11 protein-coding genes and 2 pseudogenes are annotated in these 14,861 nt (G+C 65.2%); 12 read left to right on the forward strand and 1 reads right to left on the reverse strand.

The features are described from left to right. Positions 1-27 precede the first annotated feature (27 nt). Positions 28-1,029 carry a Gfo/Idh/MocA family protein gene (locus OMP40_RS21225; protein ID WP_277534340.1) on the forward strand — a complete coding sequence of 334 codons (1,002 nt, stop codon included), beginning with the start codon at positions 28-30 and terminating at the stop codon, positions 1,027-1,029. A gap of 110 nt (positions 1,030-1,139) precedes the next feature. Here OMP40_RS21225 and OMP40_RS21230 read toward each other — a convergent pair whose 3' ends face one another. Then, the gene (locus OMP40_RS21230) at positions 1,140-2,225 is read right to left on the reverse strand and encodes a hypothetical protein (RefSeq protein WP_277534341.1); all 1,086 of its coding nucleotides are present in this window, start codon (positions 2,223-2,225) and stop codon (positions 1,140-1,142) included. Here OMP40_RS21230 and OMP40_RS21235 point away from each other — a divergent pair. The 11 genes and pseudogenes from OMP40_RS21235 to OMP40_RS21285 all read left to right on the forward strand — a co-directional run bounded on the left by OMP40_RS21235 (position 2,179) and on the right by OMP40_RS21285 (position 14,855). Further along, positions 2,179-2,934: a sensor histidine kinase gene (locus tag OMP40_RS21235; RefSeq protein WP_277534344.1), complete on the forward strand. Its 756-nt coding sequence runs from the start codon at positions 2,179-2,181 to the stop codon at positions 2,932-2,934. The two genes, OMP40_RS21230 and OMP40_RS21235, sit on opposite strands and share 47 nt — an antisense overlap. Then, positions 2,909-4,651: a response regulator gene (locus OMP40_RS21240; protein ID WP_277534346.1), complete on the forward strand. Its 1,743-nt coding sequence runs from the start codon at positions 2,909-2,911 to the stop codon at positions 4,649-4,651. The genes OMP40_RS21235 and OMP40_RS21240 overlap by 26 nt, the downstream gene beginning before the upstream one ends. A gap of 276 nt (positions 4,652-4,927) precedes the next feature. After that, the gene (locus OMP40_RS21245; protein WP_277534348.1) at positions 4,928-6,184 is read left to right on the forward strand and encodes an ABC transporter substrate-binding protein; all 1,257 of its coding nucleotides are present in this window, start codon (positions 4,928-4,930) and stop codon (positions 6,182-6,184) included. A gap of 87 nt (positions 6,185-6,271) precedes the next feature. Then, positions 6,272-7,192, forward strand: a complete 921-nt coding sequence (locus tag OMP40_RS21250) for a carbohydrate ABC transporter permease (RefSeq protein ID WP_277534350.1) — start codon at positions 6,272-6,274, stop codon at positions 7,190-7,192. Position 7,193: 1 nt separating this feature from the next. Next, positions 7,194-8,018, forward strand: a complete 825-nt coding sequence (locus tag OMP40_RS21255; RefSeq protein ID WP_277534352.1) for a carbohydrate ABC transporter permease — start codon at positions 7,194-7,196, stop codon at positions 8,016-8,018. A 1,288-nt stretch (positions 8,019-9,306) separates the two neighbouring features. Further along, a pseudogene (locus tag OMP40_RS21260) lies at positions 9,307-9,909 on the forward strand (glycoside hydrolase family 78 protein); the annotation flags it as partial. Further along, positions 9,902-10,786: pseudogene (locus OMP40_RS21265) on the forward strand (family 78 glycoside hydrolase catalytic domain); the annotation flags it as partial. The pseudogenes OMP40_RS21260 and OMP40_RS21265, both read left to right, overlap by 8 nt. A gap of 16 nt (positions 10,787-10,802) precedes the next feature. Further along, complete coding sequence (locus OMP40_RS21270; protein WP_277534354.1) at positions 10,803-12,074, forward strand: alpha-L-rhamnosidase-related protein; 1,272 nt, start codon at positions 10,803-10,805, stop codon at positions 12,072-12,074. Beyond that, on the forward strand, positions 12,071-12,805 hold the full coding sequence (locus OMP40_RS21275) for a cyclase family protein (RefSeq protein ID WP_277534356.1): 735 nt from the start codon (positions 12,071-12,073) through the stop codon (positions 12,803-12,805). The genes OMP40_RS21270 and OMP40_RS21275 overlap by 4 nt, the downstream gene beginning before the upstream one ends. Continuing rightward, positions 12,802-13,779, forward strand: a complete 978-nt coding sequence (locus tag OMP40_RS21280) for a C-terminal binding protein (RefSeq protein WP_277534358.1) — start codon at positions 12,802-12,804, stop codon at positions 13,777-13,779. Before OMP40_RS21275 ends, OMP40_RS21280 begins: the two co-directional genes overlap by 4 nt. After that, a complete protein-coding gene (locus OMP40_RS21285; protein WP_277534360.1) occupies positions 13,776-14,855 on the forward strand; it encodes a zinc-dependent alcohol dehydrogenase in 1,080 nt (359 codons plus the stop codon). The genes OMP40_RS21280 and OMP40_RS21285 overlap by 4 nt, the downstream gene beginning before the upstream one ends. Positions 14,856-14,861: the final 6 nt, after the last annotated feature.

Raw genomic sequence — 14,861 nt, forward strand, 5'->3', positions numbered from 1 at the left:
GGCATGACAAGAAGGGAGCGCTTTACCATGAATATCGGCATCATCGGCATTGGCGTAATCGGCTTAAGGCATATCGGCAATCTGATCAAAAGGGACGACGTCCGCATCGCCGCCGTCTGCGGTACGGACGCCGGCAAGACGGCCAGGATCGCGGGAGAATACGGAGCCGAGTCCTTTACGGATTACCGGCTGCTGTTCGAGCGCACGCCGCTCGACGCGGTGTTCGTCTGCACGCCGCCGGGCGTGCGCAAGGGACCGATCCTCGAAGCCGCGCGGCGCGGCATCGCCTGCTTCGTCGAGAAGCCGCCCGCGCGGTCGGTAAGCGAGGCGGAGGAGATCGCGGCGATCGTCCGCGAGAGCGGCATCGTATGCGCGGTGGGCTTCATGTACCGCTACGCAGGCGCCGTAGCGATGGCTAGAGAACTGATCCGGAGCAGCGGCGCGCCGGTGCCGATCGTGCGCAGCGTGCATGCCTGCGCAGCCGGCCTGCCCGAAGCGCCGACGCCGCGCTGGCTGCTCGACAAGGCCAAGTCCGGCGGGCCGATGTTCGACCAGGCGATCCACCTGATCGACGCCGCCAGGTATATCGCGGGCGCGCAAGGCGGCGAGGTCGAGGCGATCCACGCTTTCGGCGCCAACGTACAGCGGCCCAAGAGCGGGGACTATACGGTCGAGGATAATTTCGTCGTCAATCTGGCTTACGCGCATGGCACGGTCCAGACGCATACGCATTCGTGGGGCGTGGAGCGGCCGCGGGTCGAGATCGAGCTGCTGGGCCGGGATTATCGGCTCACGGTCGATCTATCCCGACTGGGCAGCCGGCTGTACGGGGACTTCCGCGGCGAAGAGGTGTCCGCGCATTTTCCGGAGGAGAACATGTACGTGGACGAGGCGGCGGCTTTCCTCGAAGCGGTGCGCTCGGGCGATCCTTCCGGCATCCGGTCTTCATACGCGGATGCGGCCAAATCCCTGGAGCTGGTCGTGCGGGCGAACGAGTCGGCTGACGAGAGGCGGGCGATCCGGTTGTAAAAGGACCCTGATAAGGGGATCGAAGGCACTGCTGGAAACAGCGGCGAAGGCGGCGCGCCCTGCGATCGAACATTATGTTAGAATGTTGGCGATAGCGCTTACAAGAGAGACTAGCGCGATCGGACGGGAGAGTCGCCATGAACATCTTCAAGCTGCGCCCGCCGGGATGGCGCCGCATTCGCCTGCCTTTCAAGCTGCCGCTCGTCTATATGCCCTTGATCCTGCTGCCCGCCCTGGCGGGCATCTATATTCTGACCGACAGCTATACGGCTTCGTCCAAGGCGCGGACCGCCGAGTATGCGACCGACCTGCTCGCGCTCATGGCGCAAAAGATCGACGACCGGCTGGGCAGCTACGAACAGCTGAGCAAGCAGATCATGACGGACGACGAGCTGCTGTCGCGCCTTGCGGTGAAGCCCGCTTCGGTGTACGAGCGCTTTGAGATCCAGAACGCGATCAACGAGCGTCTCAACGTGTTCTGGCTCGGCTCGGACCAGAACGCCTATATCCGCGCCATCAAGCTGACGACGCCGGACGCCGAGTATACGTACGGCACCGACGCGATCGACGGCTTCGGCGCGGACGACGCCGATTATCGGGCGCGCGTGGCCGAGATGAAGGGCGGGGCCGTTTGGTTCCGCCCGGAAGCTTACAGCGACGGCTATGCATCGTTCGACGCGTTCCGGCTTGGCCGGTCGATCCGGGACAAGAAGCTGAATGCGCTCGGTACGCTCACGATCGTCATTAGGACCGACGCGGTCACGGATATTTTCAGCCAGACGAAGTTCAGGGAAAACGCCGCGATCCGCTTGCTGACGGATAAAGGCGAGGAGATTCTGGGCAACGGGAAAACGGCGCAGGCGGGCGAACGGCAGCTGCTCACCTACTCGCGGGACAGCATCCGCAACGGCTGGCAGCTGTCCGCGCAGCTCCCGCTCAACCAGCTGTACGAGCCGATCTACCGCACGGCCCGCATGGCGACGTTTATCGTGCTGGGCTGCATCGTCCTGGGTCTCGTCCTGACGCAGCTGCTCGTCATCGACCTGGTCATCCCGATCCGTCGGCTCATGGTCAACATGAAGCAAGGGATCAAAGGCGTGCGGCCCGGCCGGCTTAATCGGTTCGGGGGGCGCGATCGAGATCGTGGAGATGAACGATACGTTTATCTCCGTCATGTACGAGATCGAGCGGCTCATCGAGGAAGCGTCCCGGCAGGAACGGCAGAAAAAGGATGCGGAGATCCGCGTGCTGCAAAATCAGCTGTCTCCTCACTTTCTGCACAATACGCTGAACTCGATCCGCTGGATGGCGATGATCCAGAAGCAGGACAATATCAAGGAGACGGTCGACTCCTTGAACCGGCTGCTGACGTACGCGCTCCGCGGCGGCGGCGGGCCGGTGCCGCTCGGGACGGAGGTGGCGATGCTGCAGAGCTACGTCACCATCCAGAAGGTGCGGTATCAGCACTTCGGCTTCGAGTCGCGGGTTCCGCAGGCGCTCGAGGATGCCCTCGTGCCGAAGTTTCTGCTGCAGCCGCTGATCGAGAACGCGCTGCTGCACGGGCTGGCGGACGCCGACCGGCCGGGAGAAATCTCGGTCGCGGCCGCGGCTGCGGGCAGGACGCTCGTGCTGACGGTGTCGGACAACGGCGTCGGCATGCCGCCCGAGCGGCACGCGGCGGTGGTCGCGAGCCTGGATGGCGGCGACGGGCGGCAGCGGCCCGAGGAGGGCGGCGCGCGGATCGGGCTGCGGAGCGTGCACGAGCGGGTGCAGTTGCACTACGGGGCGCAGTACGGGCTGCGCGTCGCGAGCGCGCCGGGCGAAGGTACGACGCTGACGGTCAGGCTGCCGCTGCTGCGGGAGGAAGGGGGAGAAGCCGATGCGCAGCGTCATGATCGTGGATGACGAATCGCTCGTCCGGATCGGCCTGCAGTCGATGATCGACTGGGAGGCGCATGGATTCCGGATCGCGGGCGTATTCAAAAACGGCGAGGAGGCGTTGGCTGCATGCGCGCAGCAAGCTTTCGACGTCGTGCTCACGGACATCCGGATGCCCGGCATGGACGGCTTCGAGCTGATCCGCGGGCTGCGGACGGCCGCGCCTGCCGCGCGGGTCGTCATCTTGAGCAGCTACAACGATTTCGAGCATACGCGCCAGGCGATCCGGCTCGGGGTGCAAGATTACATCTCCAAGTATGAAATGGAGCCGGAGGAGCTGCTGCGGGTGCTGGGCGGACTCGAATTCGAAGCGGCGGAAGAAACGGAGGCGCGCGGCAACGTCGGCGAGCCTGACGGCGGCGGAGAGGCCGCGCTCGCCAACGAGTCCCGGCTGCTGCTGGAGCGCACGGACGTCCGCGCTGCGGCAGCCGTAGAGGCGCCGCCGGCGGATGCGGCGGCGTGCCCGGCGCTCGCGGTCGCGCTGGCCGGCCGCGGCCGTCTTTTCCGCTGGGCGGCGCTGAAGCCCGTCCCGCGCGAGGGCGGCTATGCCGCGGCGGAGCGGCGGGCGATGCTGCATCTGGCGGAGGAGCTGTTCGCGCGGCTGCGCCTTCCCGTGCTGTTCGGCGAGAGCGAGGACATGCTGCACGGCGGCTATGCTTGCGAGGAGGCCGCAGCCGTTCCCGCTTCGCCCGAGGCCGGGGGCGCGACTGCATCCATGTCCGTCGACGCGAATGCGGACCTTAAGAAGGCTGCCGATGTAAAGGCGGTCGTGAAGGGGGGCGTGAAGGCGGTCCCGGTTGCCGCGGATTTGGCGGCCGACCGCGAGTCCGCGGCCAGAATGGCGCGGGAGTGGGCGGCCGCCTTCCAGCAGAAGCTCAACGTGACGCTGGCCATCGGGTTTTCCGCGCCGCAGGATATCGGCGGCGACTGGACCGCTGCGAGGCGCGGCGCCGAGGCCGCAGCGGCCGTCGCGCTGTTCGAGGGCGGCGTCCGCTTCCGCGAGACGGCGGGAGAGCTAGGCGCGATCCCGGATGCCGAATGGCTGGCGCTGTACAAGAGCTTCAAGCAGCGTCTGCGGCTGCTGCAGCCGGGCGCGCTCGCGGACGATCTGCTCGCGCTTCGCGCGGAGCGCGGCGAGCGCTACAAGCCGGCCGAGTGGATCCGGCTCGGCGTGGCGGCGGTCTCTCAGCTCGCGGACTTCCTGATCGAGCGGTACAATCCGGCGCCGGAGGAGCTGCGCGAGCGGTTCGGCCCCCTGTGGCCCTTCGCGGAGGCGGCGGGAAGCGTCCGCACGGCGGAAGAATGGCGCCGGACGATCGGCGCCATCGCGGCGAAGTCCGCGGAGCTGGTCGCGCGCAAGCAGGCGCGCGACGGCTGGGTCGCGCGGGTGCGGGACTACGTCGAGGCGCATTATGCCGATCCGATCCGCCTGGAGGACATGGCCCAGCTGGCCGGGTTCAGCGAGAACCACTTCGGCCAGCGGTTCAGGCAGGAGACGGGCAAGTCCTTTTCGGACCATCTGACGGACGTGCGCATCAAGGAGGCGGTCCGGCTGTTCCGCGAGACGGAGCTGTCGACGGAGGAGATCGCGTCGCGCGTCGGCTACGCCAATCCGAATTACTTCGTCAAGGTGTTCAAGCGGGCCACGGGCCAGACCATCAGCCATTTCAAGGGCAGGCGTTGATCGTGGAACGAGATTCGTTGAATTTGGCATCGCGCGGAATCCGGCACGGCGGGTTCCGTTTTTTATGGCATGGAACGCGGGGCGGCGTGCATGGAACGGATAACGTGGTAACGCTTACAATAAAGCCAGATCGCGATCCGCTCTACCTTGCGCCACAATCCAAGGATTCGTTTATTCAGGAGGGGTTCATCTTGCAAAAAAACAAACCGTTCGCCGTCCTCGCCGCAACCGCCCTGCTCGCGTTGACGCTGCAAGCCTGCGGAGGCAACGACGGCAATGAAGGCAGCGCGTCTTCCGGCGCGCCTGCATCCTCCTCCTCCGGCTCGTCCGCATCGGCATCGCCGAGCGCCGCCGCCTCGTCCGGGGGAGAACGTCACGCTCAAGGTATGGGGCGACCTGGGCAACCAGGCCGTGCTGGAGGAGCCGTTCAAAAAGATCAATGCGGCCTTCGAGCAAAAGTACCCGAACATCAAGCTGACCTACGATTTCGCGCAAAACGACCAGAGCCTGAACGTGGCTCTCCAGGCCAACGAGCTGCCCGACCTGTTCTGGGTGCAGGGCGACAAGACGTCGAAGATGGGCGAGATGGTCAAAAACGGATTTCTGCTCGACCTGACGTCCTACAACATGGACCTCAGCCGCAATGCCGACCCGGAAAAAGCCTACTGCACCGTAGACGGCAAGCTCTACTGCTCGCTCCCGTCCTTTTTCGATACGAACGTCGTGTACTACAACAAGGACTTGTTCGATAAAAACGGCTTGAGCGTACCTGCCAACTGGGACGAATTCGTCCAGGGCCTCGACAAGCTGAAGGCGGCGGGCGTCACGCCGATCGCGCTGGCGGGCAAGAGCGAGTGGGACCGCGCCTGGCCGATCTTCGCCTTCGCCCCGGCGTTCGCGAACGCCGCGCTGCAGAAGGCGCAGGCCGGACAAGGCAAGCTGACCGATCCGACCGTCGCCGAGACGCTGCAGGCGTTCCGCGACTTCGCCGACAAAGGGTATTTCGGCAAAGACTTCCTGGCCCAGGACATGGCGGGCGCGCAGTTCGCCTTCACGAACGGCAAGGCGGCGGCCATCATCGACGGCACCTGGAACAACGCCACCTACGTGGCGTCGGGCATTAACCTCGGCCGTTTCCCGGTGCCCAACAAGGACGGCAAACGCGTCGTGCAGTCGAGCTACAGCAACTTTATGACCTACGCGGTATCCTCCAAGTCCGCGCATCCGGACGAAGCGGTCAAGTACCTGGCGTTCCTCAGCAGCCAGGAAGCGCAGCAGATCATGGAGGACGCGACGGGCCTCGTGCCGACGATCAAGGACATTACGCCGAAGGATGAAGGCGTCAAGGAGCTCGCCGTATTCGACGAAGCCGGCCTCAACATTTACTCCGTGCTGACCGCGTTGTCCACGCCGGAGTCCAACCCGGCGGACATCATGATGAAGGACGTCATTCCGAAGCTGATGACCGGGGCGATCACGGGCGAAGAAGGCGCGGCCATCCTCGACAAAGCAGCCAAGTATCCAGGTCAGTAAGGGCACGATTCTCCACGAAATCCGGGCACGTCCGGGCGGCGGCGCATCGCCGCCCGCGCGTCCCGCGCATGAAGGAAGGTGGCCGCCATGGCCTGGATCCGCAGCAAGCCGTTTATCTGGTTCATTCTGCCGGGCTTCCTGCTTTATTCGCTCTTTTCCGTCTATCCGATCTTCTCGGCGATCCAGATCAGCCTGACCCGCTGGGACGGCATCGGCAAAAAGAAGTTTGTCGGCTTCGGCAATTACGGCGAGCTGTTCTCGAACCCCGAGCTGTTCCGCCAATTGACGAACGCTCTGGGACACAGCGCCACGATCTTCGCGCTGAACGCGCTTGTCGTGCTTCCCGCGCAGCTCTACCTGGCTTATCTTATCTACGGCAAAATCCGGGGACACCGCTTTTTTCAGGCGATGATCTTCTCCCCGCAATTCATAGCGACGCCGGTCATCGTGTTCATGGGCACGCTCGTGTTCGACGGCAACATCGGCGTGTTCAACAAGCTGCTGGAGACGGTCGGTCTGGGCGGTTGGACGCGGCCGTGGATGGGCCTGCCCGAGCTCGGCATCTACATCGTCTGGCTGCTCGTCGCCTGGTCGGGCATCGGCGTCGGCATGATTTTTTTCCTCGGCGCGATGAAAATGATCTCCGGCGAGATCATCGAGGCCGCGCTGCTCGACGGAGCTTCCTACTGGGGACGGTTCTTCCGCATCGTGCTGCCGCAGATCAAGACGACGATTCTCAACATGCTGATTCTGACGTACATTTTCGCCATGACGCTGTTCGACTACAGCTTCATTCTCGGCGGCGCGTCGGGCGGCATCAATCGGAGCGTCGACGTGATGGCCTTGTTTTTCTACCGGATCTCGTTCGGCGACAACAGCGCGGTGGGCGGCACGACCAACGTGAACGCGATGGGCATGGGGACGACGATCGCCTGCGTGATGTTCGTCATCGTTTTCGCCGTCGCGCTCGTCCAGGTGGCCCTCACTTACCGCAGAGCGGAGGATTGACATGAGACTGCGACCGAAGCGTACGCCCGTCAGCGCGGCTTTCCTCTGGATTTACGCGCTGCTGACGCTGCTGCTGCTCTGCTATATGACTTACCAGTCGTTGCGCCCCAAAAAGGAGCTGCTCTCCGCCACCTTCGGCATGCCGAAGCATTTGGGCTTCGGCAATTTCCGCAAGCTGTTCGCGGAGGCGGGGTTCTTCACTTACCTGCTCAACAGCGCGCTCATCTTGTTCGGCTCGCTCGTCCTCGTCGTGCTGCTGTCCACGATGGTCGCGTACGGGATCGGCAAGTTCAATTTCCGCTTTAAAAGCGGGCTGCTGCTCTACTTTCTGATCGGCCTCATGTTCCCCGTGCAGCTCGGCATCGTCCCGATTTTCCTGCTCATTCGCGACATGCATCTGCTGAACAGCCAGTGGGCCGTCATCCTGGTGCTCGCCTCGGGGCTGTCGATGCCCGTATTTCTGCTGACCACCTTTTTCGCCAAACTGCCGCACGACCTGTACGAATCGGCCAAAATCGACGGCGCCGGGGAGTGGACGACCTTTACGCGCGTCATGTTCCCGCTGGCGAGTCCCGTCACCTTCAGCGTCTGCATCATCATGTCCATGCAGATCTGGAACCAGTTCTTCGTGCCGCTCATCTTCCTGCAGAGCGAGAGCCGCAAGACGATCCCGCTCATGATCATGAAGTTCACGACCAACGTGCTGTACAACATGGATCTCGCGCTGGTCGGCTCGGTCATGGCGACGGTGCCGCTGCTCATCCTGTTCTTCTTCTTCTCCGGCCGCGTCATCGAGGGCGTGGCGGCGGGCGGCGTGAAGGGTTGATGGCGGGGAGCGGCGGGAACGCATTTACGGCAAACCCGGCAAACCCTTCTGCTACCTGCTTTGGTTGAGAGCTGGGCTGCCGAACGGACCCCAGCGCCGCTATTTTAACAAACTATGTACTTTTAGAGCTTCGAGCGGACCCAGTGGCCGCTATTGCTCGGTTTGCGACGTGGAAACGGGCGATTTTGGAGGAATAACGGCACTGGAGTCCGGCATGAGTGAAAAACGAAGGGCGATCGCTAAAATAGCGGCCCCTGAGTCCGCTTGCCGGGCGCGCCAAGGCACGCGCAAGGATCGTCGCCTGCACGCCCGTTGGCCGAACGGACCCCAGCGTCGCTATTTTAACAAACAAGGTTGTTTTGATGCTTCTAGCGGACCCAGAGGCCGCTATTGCTCGGTTTGCGACGTGGAAACGGGCGGTTTTGGAGGAATAACGGCACTGGAGTCCGGTGTGTGTGAAAAACAAAGGGCGATCGCTAAAATAGCGGCCCCTGAGTCCGCTTGCCGGGCGCGCCAAGACACGCGCAAGGATCGTCGCTTGCACGCCCGTTGGCCGAACGGACTCCAGCGTCGCTATTTTAACAAACAAGGTTGTTTTGATGCTTCGAGCGGACCCAGGGGCCGCTATTACTCGATTTGCAGCGTGGAAACGGGCGATTTTGGAGGAATAACGGCACTGGAGTCCGGTGTGTGTGAAAAAGGAAGGACGATCGCTAAAATAGCGGCCTCTGAGTCCGCTTGCCGGGCGCGCCAAGACACGCGCAAGGATCGTCGCCTGCACGCCCGTTGGCCGAACGGACCCCAGCGCCGCTATTTTAACAAACTATGTACTTTTAGAGCTTCGAGCGGACCCAAGGGCCGCTATTGCTCGGTTTGCGACGTGGAAACGGGCGATTTTGGAGGAATAACGGCACTGGAGTCCGGCATGTGTGAAAAACGAAGGGCGATCGCTAAAATAGCGCCCGCTGAGTCCGCTTGCCGGGCGCGCCAAGACATGCGCAAGGATCGTCGCCTGCACGCCCGTTGCCCGAACGGACTCCAGCGCCGCTATTTTAACAAACTATGTACTTTTAGAGCTTCTAGCGGACCCAGTGGCCGCTATTACTCGATTTGCGACGTGGAAACGGGCGGTTTTGGAGGAATAACGGCACTGGAGTCCGGTGTGTGTGAAAAAGGAAGGACGATCGCTAAAATAGCGCCCGCTGAGTCCGCTTGCCGGGCGCGGCAAGGAGCGCGCCCAGGAGCGTCGCCAGCATTATAAATCAAAAGCTCCAAAGGAGGATCAATCATGACGACGCTGCAAGCCGTACGTCTTCGAACGGAATATTTGGAGGACCCGCTCGGCATCGATACGCTCGCGCCGCGGCTCGGATGGACGTTGACGGACGGGGACGGCAGGCGCGGGGCTGCGCAGACGGCCTACCGCATACTGGCCGCCTCTTCGCAGGAGACGCTCGCGGCCGGCGAAGGAGATCTATGGGACAGCGGCATTGTGACTTCCGAGGCCGCCGCTCATATCCGCTACGATGGCGCTGCGCTGCGCGCCGAACAGCAGGTCTGGTGGAAGGTGCGAATCCGGGACGAGCGCGGCGACTGGGGAGCGTGGAGCGCCAGCGCGCGCTGGTCGGTCGGCCTGCTGAGCCGAAGCGAATGGGGAGGCATCTGGATCGGCCGCAAGATCGGCCGCAAGCCGACCCGCGAGCAGCCGCTGCCCGCGGTTTATTTGCGTCGCCGTTTCGCATCGCGCGCGGGGGTGCGGCGCGCGACCGTGTACGCGACGGCGCTCGGGCTGTACCGGCTGCGCCTGAACGGAACGCGCGTCGGCCAAGACGCGCTGGCGCCGGAATGGACCGACTATCACGTCCGCGTGCAATACCAGACGTATGACGTCACGGAGCTGCTGCACGAGGGGGGACAATGCGCTGGCCGTCGCGCTCGGGCATGGCTGGTACACCGGCTACATCGGCATGTACGGCTATCAGAAGTACGGGATGGACCCGTCCTTCTTGCTCCGGCTGAACATCGAGTACGAGGACGGGACGACGCAGTCCGTATGCACCGACGAAACATGGCGCGCGAGCTACGGTCCGATCGTCGCCGCGGACATTCAGATGGGCGAGACGCATGACGCCCGGCTGGCGGAGCCGCAGTGGCAGGAGCCGGCGTTCGTAGACGAGGCCTGGTCCCCGGCGACGCGCATGTACGACTACCGCGGCCTGGTCGTCGCGCAGATGTCGCCGCCGATTCGCGTCACGCAGGAGCTTGCGCCGCGGGAGGTGCGGCAACTGTCCGAAGGCCGCGCGCTCGTGGACATGGGCCAGATGACGAGCGGCTACCTGCGCGTCGTTTTCGAAGCGGCGCAGGGCGTTCAGTATACGCTGCGCTACGCGGAAGCGCTGGACGAGCAAGGCGAGCTGTACACCGCCAACCTTCGCTATGCAAGGCAGACGGACGCCTACGTCTGCGCAGGCGGCGGGCGCGAGACGTTCGAGCCGCTGTTTACCTATCACGGTTATCGCTACGTCGAGATCTCGGGCGGCCCGACGCCAAAGTCCGAGGACATCGTCGGCGTCGTCGTGCATTCCGCGCTGCCCGAGACCGGATCGCTCGAGACGTCCGACCCGCTCGTGAACCGGCTGCTCTCCAACATCCGCTGGACGCAGCGGGCCAACTACATGAGCGTGCCGACCGACTGCCCGCAGCGCGACGAGCGCCACGGCTGGACGGGCGACGCGCAAATTTTCGCGCGGACGGCGGCGTACAACATGGACGTGTCCGCTTTTTTTGGCCAAGTGGCTGACCGACCTCGACGACGGCCAGCGGCCGACCGGGGCGTACACCGACTTCGCGCCGTTCATCTTCGGGCCGAAGACGGAGTTCGACAACGACTTCACCTACACGCACACGGCCTCGTCCGGTTGGGCGGACGCGCCGCCGATCATCGCCAAACTGCTGCACGAGCTGTACGGCGACCGCGAGGTGCTGAGGCGCCATTATCCGGCGCTGCGCCGCTGGATGGACTTTAACGAGACACTGTACCCGGACGGCATCCGCCGCGACGCGCCGCAATACGGCGATTGGCTGTCGCTGCCCGAGCGGCCTTACGAGGAGGCGAAGGCCGAGCTCGGCTGGCTGATCGACGCGCTCTCGACGACGCCGTACGACGTGTTCGGCACCGCTTACTACGCGAACGGTGCGGCGATCATGGCCGACATCGCGCGCGAGCTCGGCGAAGCGGCCGACGCGGAGCGCTACGACGCGCTGCACGGGCGAATCAAGCAAGCGTTCCAGCGCGAATTCGTAGACCGGGACGGCCGCATCAAAGGCGATACGCAGACGGTGTACGCCATGGCGCTCGCTTGGGACTTGCTGCCCCCGGCGCAGCGGGAGACCGCGATGGCGCATCTGACGAGCAAGGTGGAGTCCGCGGGCGTGATGGCGGCCACGGGCTTCCACGGTACGCGGCTGCTCATGGACGTGCTGAGCGACGGGGGACGCGAGGATCTGGCGTTCGGCCTGTTGACGCGAAAGGCTTATCCGTCGTGGCTGTATTCGGTGCTGCAAGGCGCGACGACGATCTGGGAGCGTTGGGACGGCTGGACGGAGGAACGGGGCTTCCAGCGGCCGGGCATGAATTCGCTCTGCCACTACGCCTTCGGCGCGGTCGGCGAATGGATCTACAAGCACGTCGGCGGCATCGCCCCCGATCCGTCGGCGCCGGGTTTCGGCCGCGCCATCTTGCGGCCGCGTCCGCTCGGCGGATTCACGTGGGCGAAGTGCGGCTACGATTCGATCCGCGGCCGTTACGAGGTCGATTGGCGGCTCGGAGACGGCGGCGCGTTTGAGCTGGCGGTGACGGTGCCCGCGGGCGGGACGGCGATCGTGCACGTGCCGGCCGACGACGGGACCGCCGTGCTGGAATCGGGTGCGTCCGCGGCCGAAGCGGAAGGCGTCGAAGCGCAGGGATGGCTCGGCGACTGCGAGACGTACCGGGTCGCGTCCGGGCGCTATCTTTTCACATCCCAATGGCATCCACAAGGAGGCTCGCAGCCATGACGCGAAGACTGATCGACCTGTCCATGGACATCTATCACGGGGCGCCGACGTTCGCCTTCGATCCGAAATGCGCCGTCATCGTCCACAACACGGTGGACACGATCGGCTACAACATCTCGCAGCTGTCGATGAGCACGCACCAGGGCACGCATCTCGACGCCCCCTTCCATTTTCTGAACGAGGGCAATACGGTGGACCGTCTCGATCTAAATCGCTGCATCGGGGAAGCGCTGCTCGTCGACTTGTCGCACAAACGTCCGAAAGAGCCGATCGGCGTGGCGGACTTCGCGCCTTATGCGGACCGGATCGGCGAGGGGACCCGGCTCGTCTACCGCACGGACTGGCACTTGCAGTATCCGCGAAAGCATTACTTCAGCGATTTTCCGTACATGACGCTGGAGCTGGCGGAGTGGCTGGCCGACCGGCGCATCGCGCTCATCGGGATGGACGTGCCGACGCCCAATCCGACCGACTTCGACCCGGTGCACAAGACGCTGCTGCGGGCGGAGATCGTCATCGTAGAAGGCTTGGCGAACCTGGGTGCGATCGGCCGGGACGAATTTTTCCTGATGGCGGCGCCGCTCAAGATCGCGGGAAGGGACGGCGCGCCGATCCGGGCGGTCGGCATGGTGGACGACGGCGGGGAGACCGGGCTGGCGGAAAAGAAGGCATCCGGCGAAAATGCGGCCCAATCGAGCCATGATGAAGCGGGAGAGGAGGCGCGGTCATGACGGAGCAAGCAAGCTGGCGGGTCGCGGTCACGGACAGCGGCTTCCCCGATCTGGCGCCGGAGGCCGAAGCGCTGGCCGGCACGGGGGCGGTGCTGCTGTCCGGGCGATGCCGGACGGCCGGCGAGGTGGCGGAGCTGTGCGCGGACGCCGATGCGGTGCTGACGCAGTGGGCGCCCGTGACGGCAAAGGCGATCGAACGGATGACGCGCTGCCGGGTCATCGTGCGGTACGGCATCGGCGTGGACAACGTCGATCTGGAAGCGGCGCGGGCGAAGGGCATTCCGGTGGCGAACGTGCCGGACTACGCGATCGAGGAGGTCGCGGATCATGCGATGTCGCTGCTGCTCGCCTCGGTCCGCAAGATTCCGCAGGTGGCGGCGCAAGTTCGGCAGGGCGTCTGGGAGATCGCGCCGCGCCGGCCGATCGTCGGCCTGCAGGGGCGCAAGCTTGGCGTGGCGGGCTTCGGCAATATCGCGCGGGCGGTCGTCCGCCGGGCGCAGGCGTTCGGCCTGCAGACGATCGCGTACGATCCGTACGCGAAGCCGGAGCTGTTCGTCAAGCATGATGCGGCAAGCGTGGACTGGGAAACGTTGTTGGCGGAGAGCGATTTCGTCTCCGTTCATTTGCCGCTCGCGGAGGCGACGCGCCGCCTGTTCGACGACCGCGCGTTCGCCGCGATGAAGCCCGGCGCGCATCTGGTGAACACGTCGCGGGGCGGCGTCGTGGATACGGAAGCGCTCGTGCGGGCGCTGCGGGAAGGCAAGCTGGCGGGCGCGGCGCTCGACGTGCTGGAGGAGGAGCCCGTTCCTGCGGCGCATCCGCTCCTGGCGATCGACAGCTGCATTCTCACGAGCCACTGCGCATGGTATTCCGAGAGCTCGCTGGTCCGTCTTCAACGGTATGCAGCGCTGGAGGTCCGGCGCGTGCTGGAGGGCGGCAGCCCGCAGCACGTCGTCAACGGGGTCGGCGTATGAGGGCGCTTGTCTGGCACGGCCCGCTCTCGCTGGCGGTGGAAGAAGTCGACCGACCCGTCCCCGGCCCTGGGGAGGTGCTCGTCCGCGTAGAGGCGGTCGGCATTTGCGGCAGCGAGCTTGAAGGTTACCGCGGTCACAGCGCGGTGCGCCGCGCGCCGCTGGTCATGGGGCACGAATTCGCTGGCGAGGCGGTCGCCGCAACGGCCGAAGCGTCCCCTGTCGCGGCAGCCGCGACTGTCCCGCACGCCGCGACCGCGATTGTGCCCGCCGCCGACCTCGTCGGCCGGCGCGTCGTCGTCAATCCGCTGCTCGCCTGCGGGAGCTGCCCGCGTTGCCTCGAAGGCCGGCCCAACGTCTGCCGCGCGCGGCGCATCGTCGGCATTCACCGTCCCGGCGCCTTCGCCGAGTACGTAGCGGTTCCCGCGTCCAGCGTCACCGTCGTCCCGGACGGCATGGACGCCGCGCTGGCCTCGTTCGCCGAACCGCTGGCCGTCTGCGTGCACGCGATCCGGCTGGCAGGGGCGGACAGCCGCGCCTCCGGCGGGCTGCTCGTGCTCGGCGCCGGCCCGATCGGCCTGCTCACGCTGCAGGCGGCGCTGGCGATGGGCGCGCCGCGCGCGCTCGTCTCCGACCGGCTTGCGACGCGGCTGGCCTTCGTCAGGGAGCTGGGCGGCGAGCCTTGCGCGCCGGAGGACGCCGCGTCCGCCTGCCGCGCGCTGTTCGGCGAGGACGGCCCGGAGGCGGTCGTCGACTGCGTCGGGGTGGCGCAGACGCGGGAGACGGCGGTCCGGCTCGCGAGCGCGGGCGGGCGCGTCGCGCTCGTCGGACTCGGGCAGGACGAGAGCCCGATGCCGATGAACTTGGCCGTGCGCAAAGAGCTGGCGCTGCTTGGCTCGTACACGTACAGCGAAGCTGATTTCGCGGAGGCTGTCCGCTTGCTGGCATCCGGCGCCATTCGCATGGACGGGTGGACGGGAGCGTGCGCGCTGGAGGAGGCCGCTGCGGCGTTCGAGGCGCTGGACCGCGGGATGAGTCCTTACGGCAAGATCATCGTTAAGCCGAACGGCGGCATTTAACTGAAT

It is taken from the genome of Cohnella rhizosphaerae (genome assembly GCF_029525575.1).
Taxonomy (GTDB): Bacteria; Bacillota; Bacilli; order Paenibacillales; family Paenibacillaceae; genus Cohnella; species Cohnella rhizosphaerae.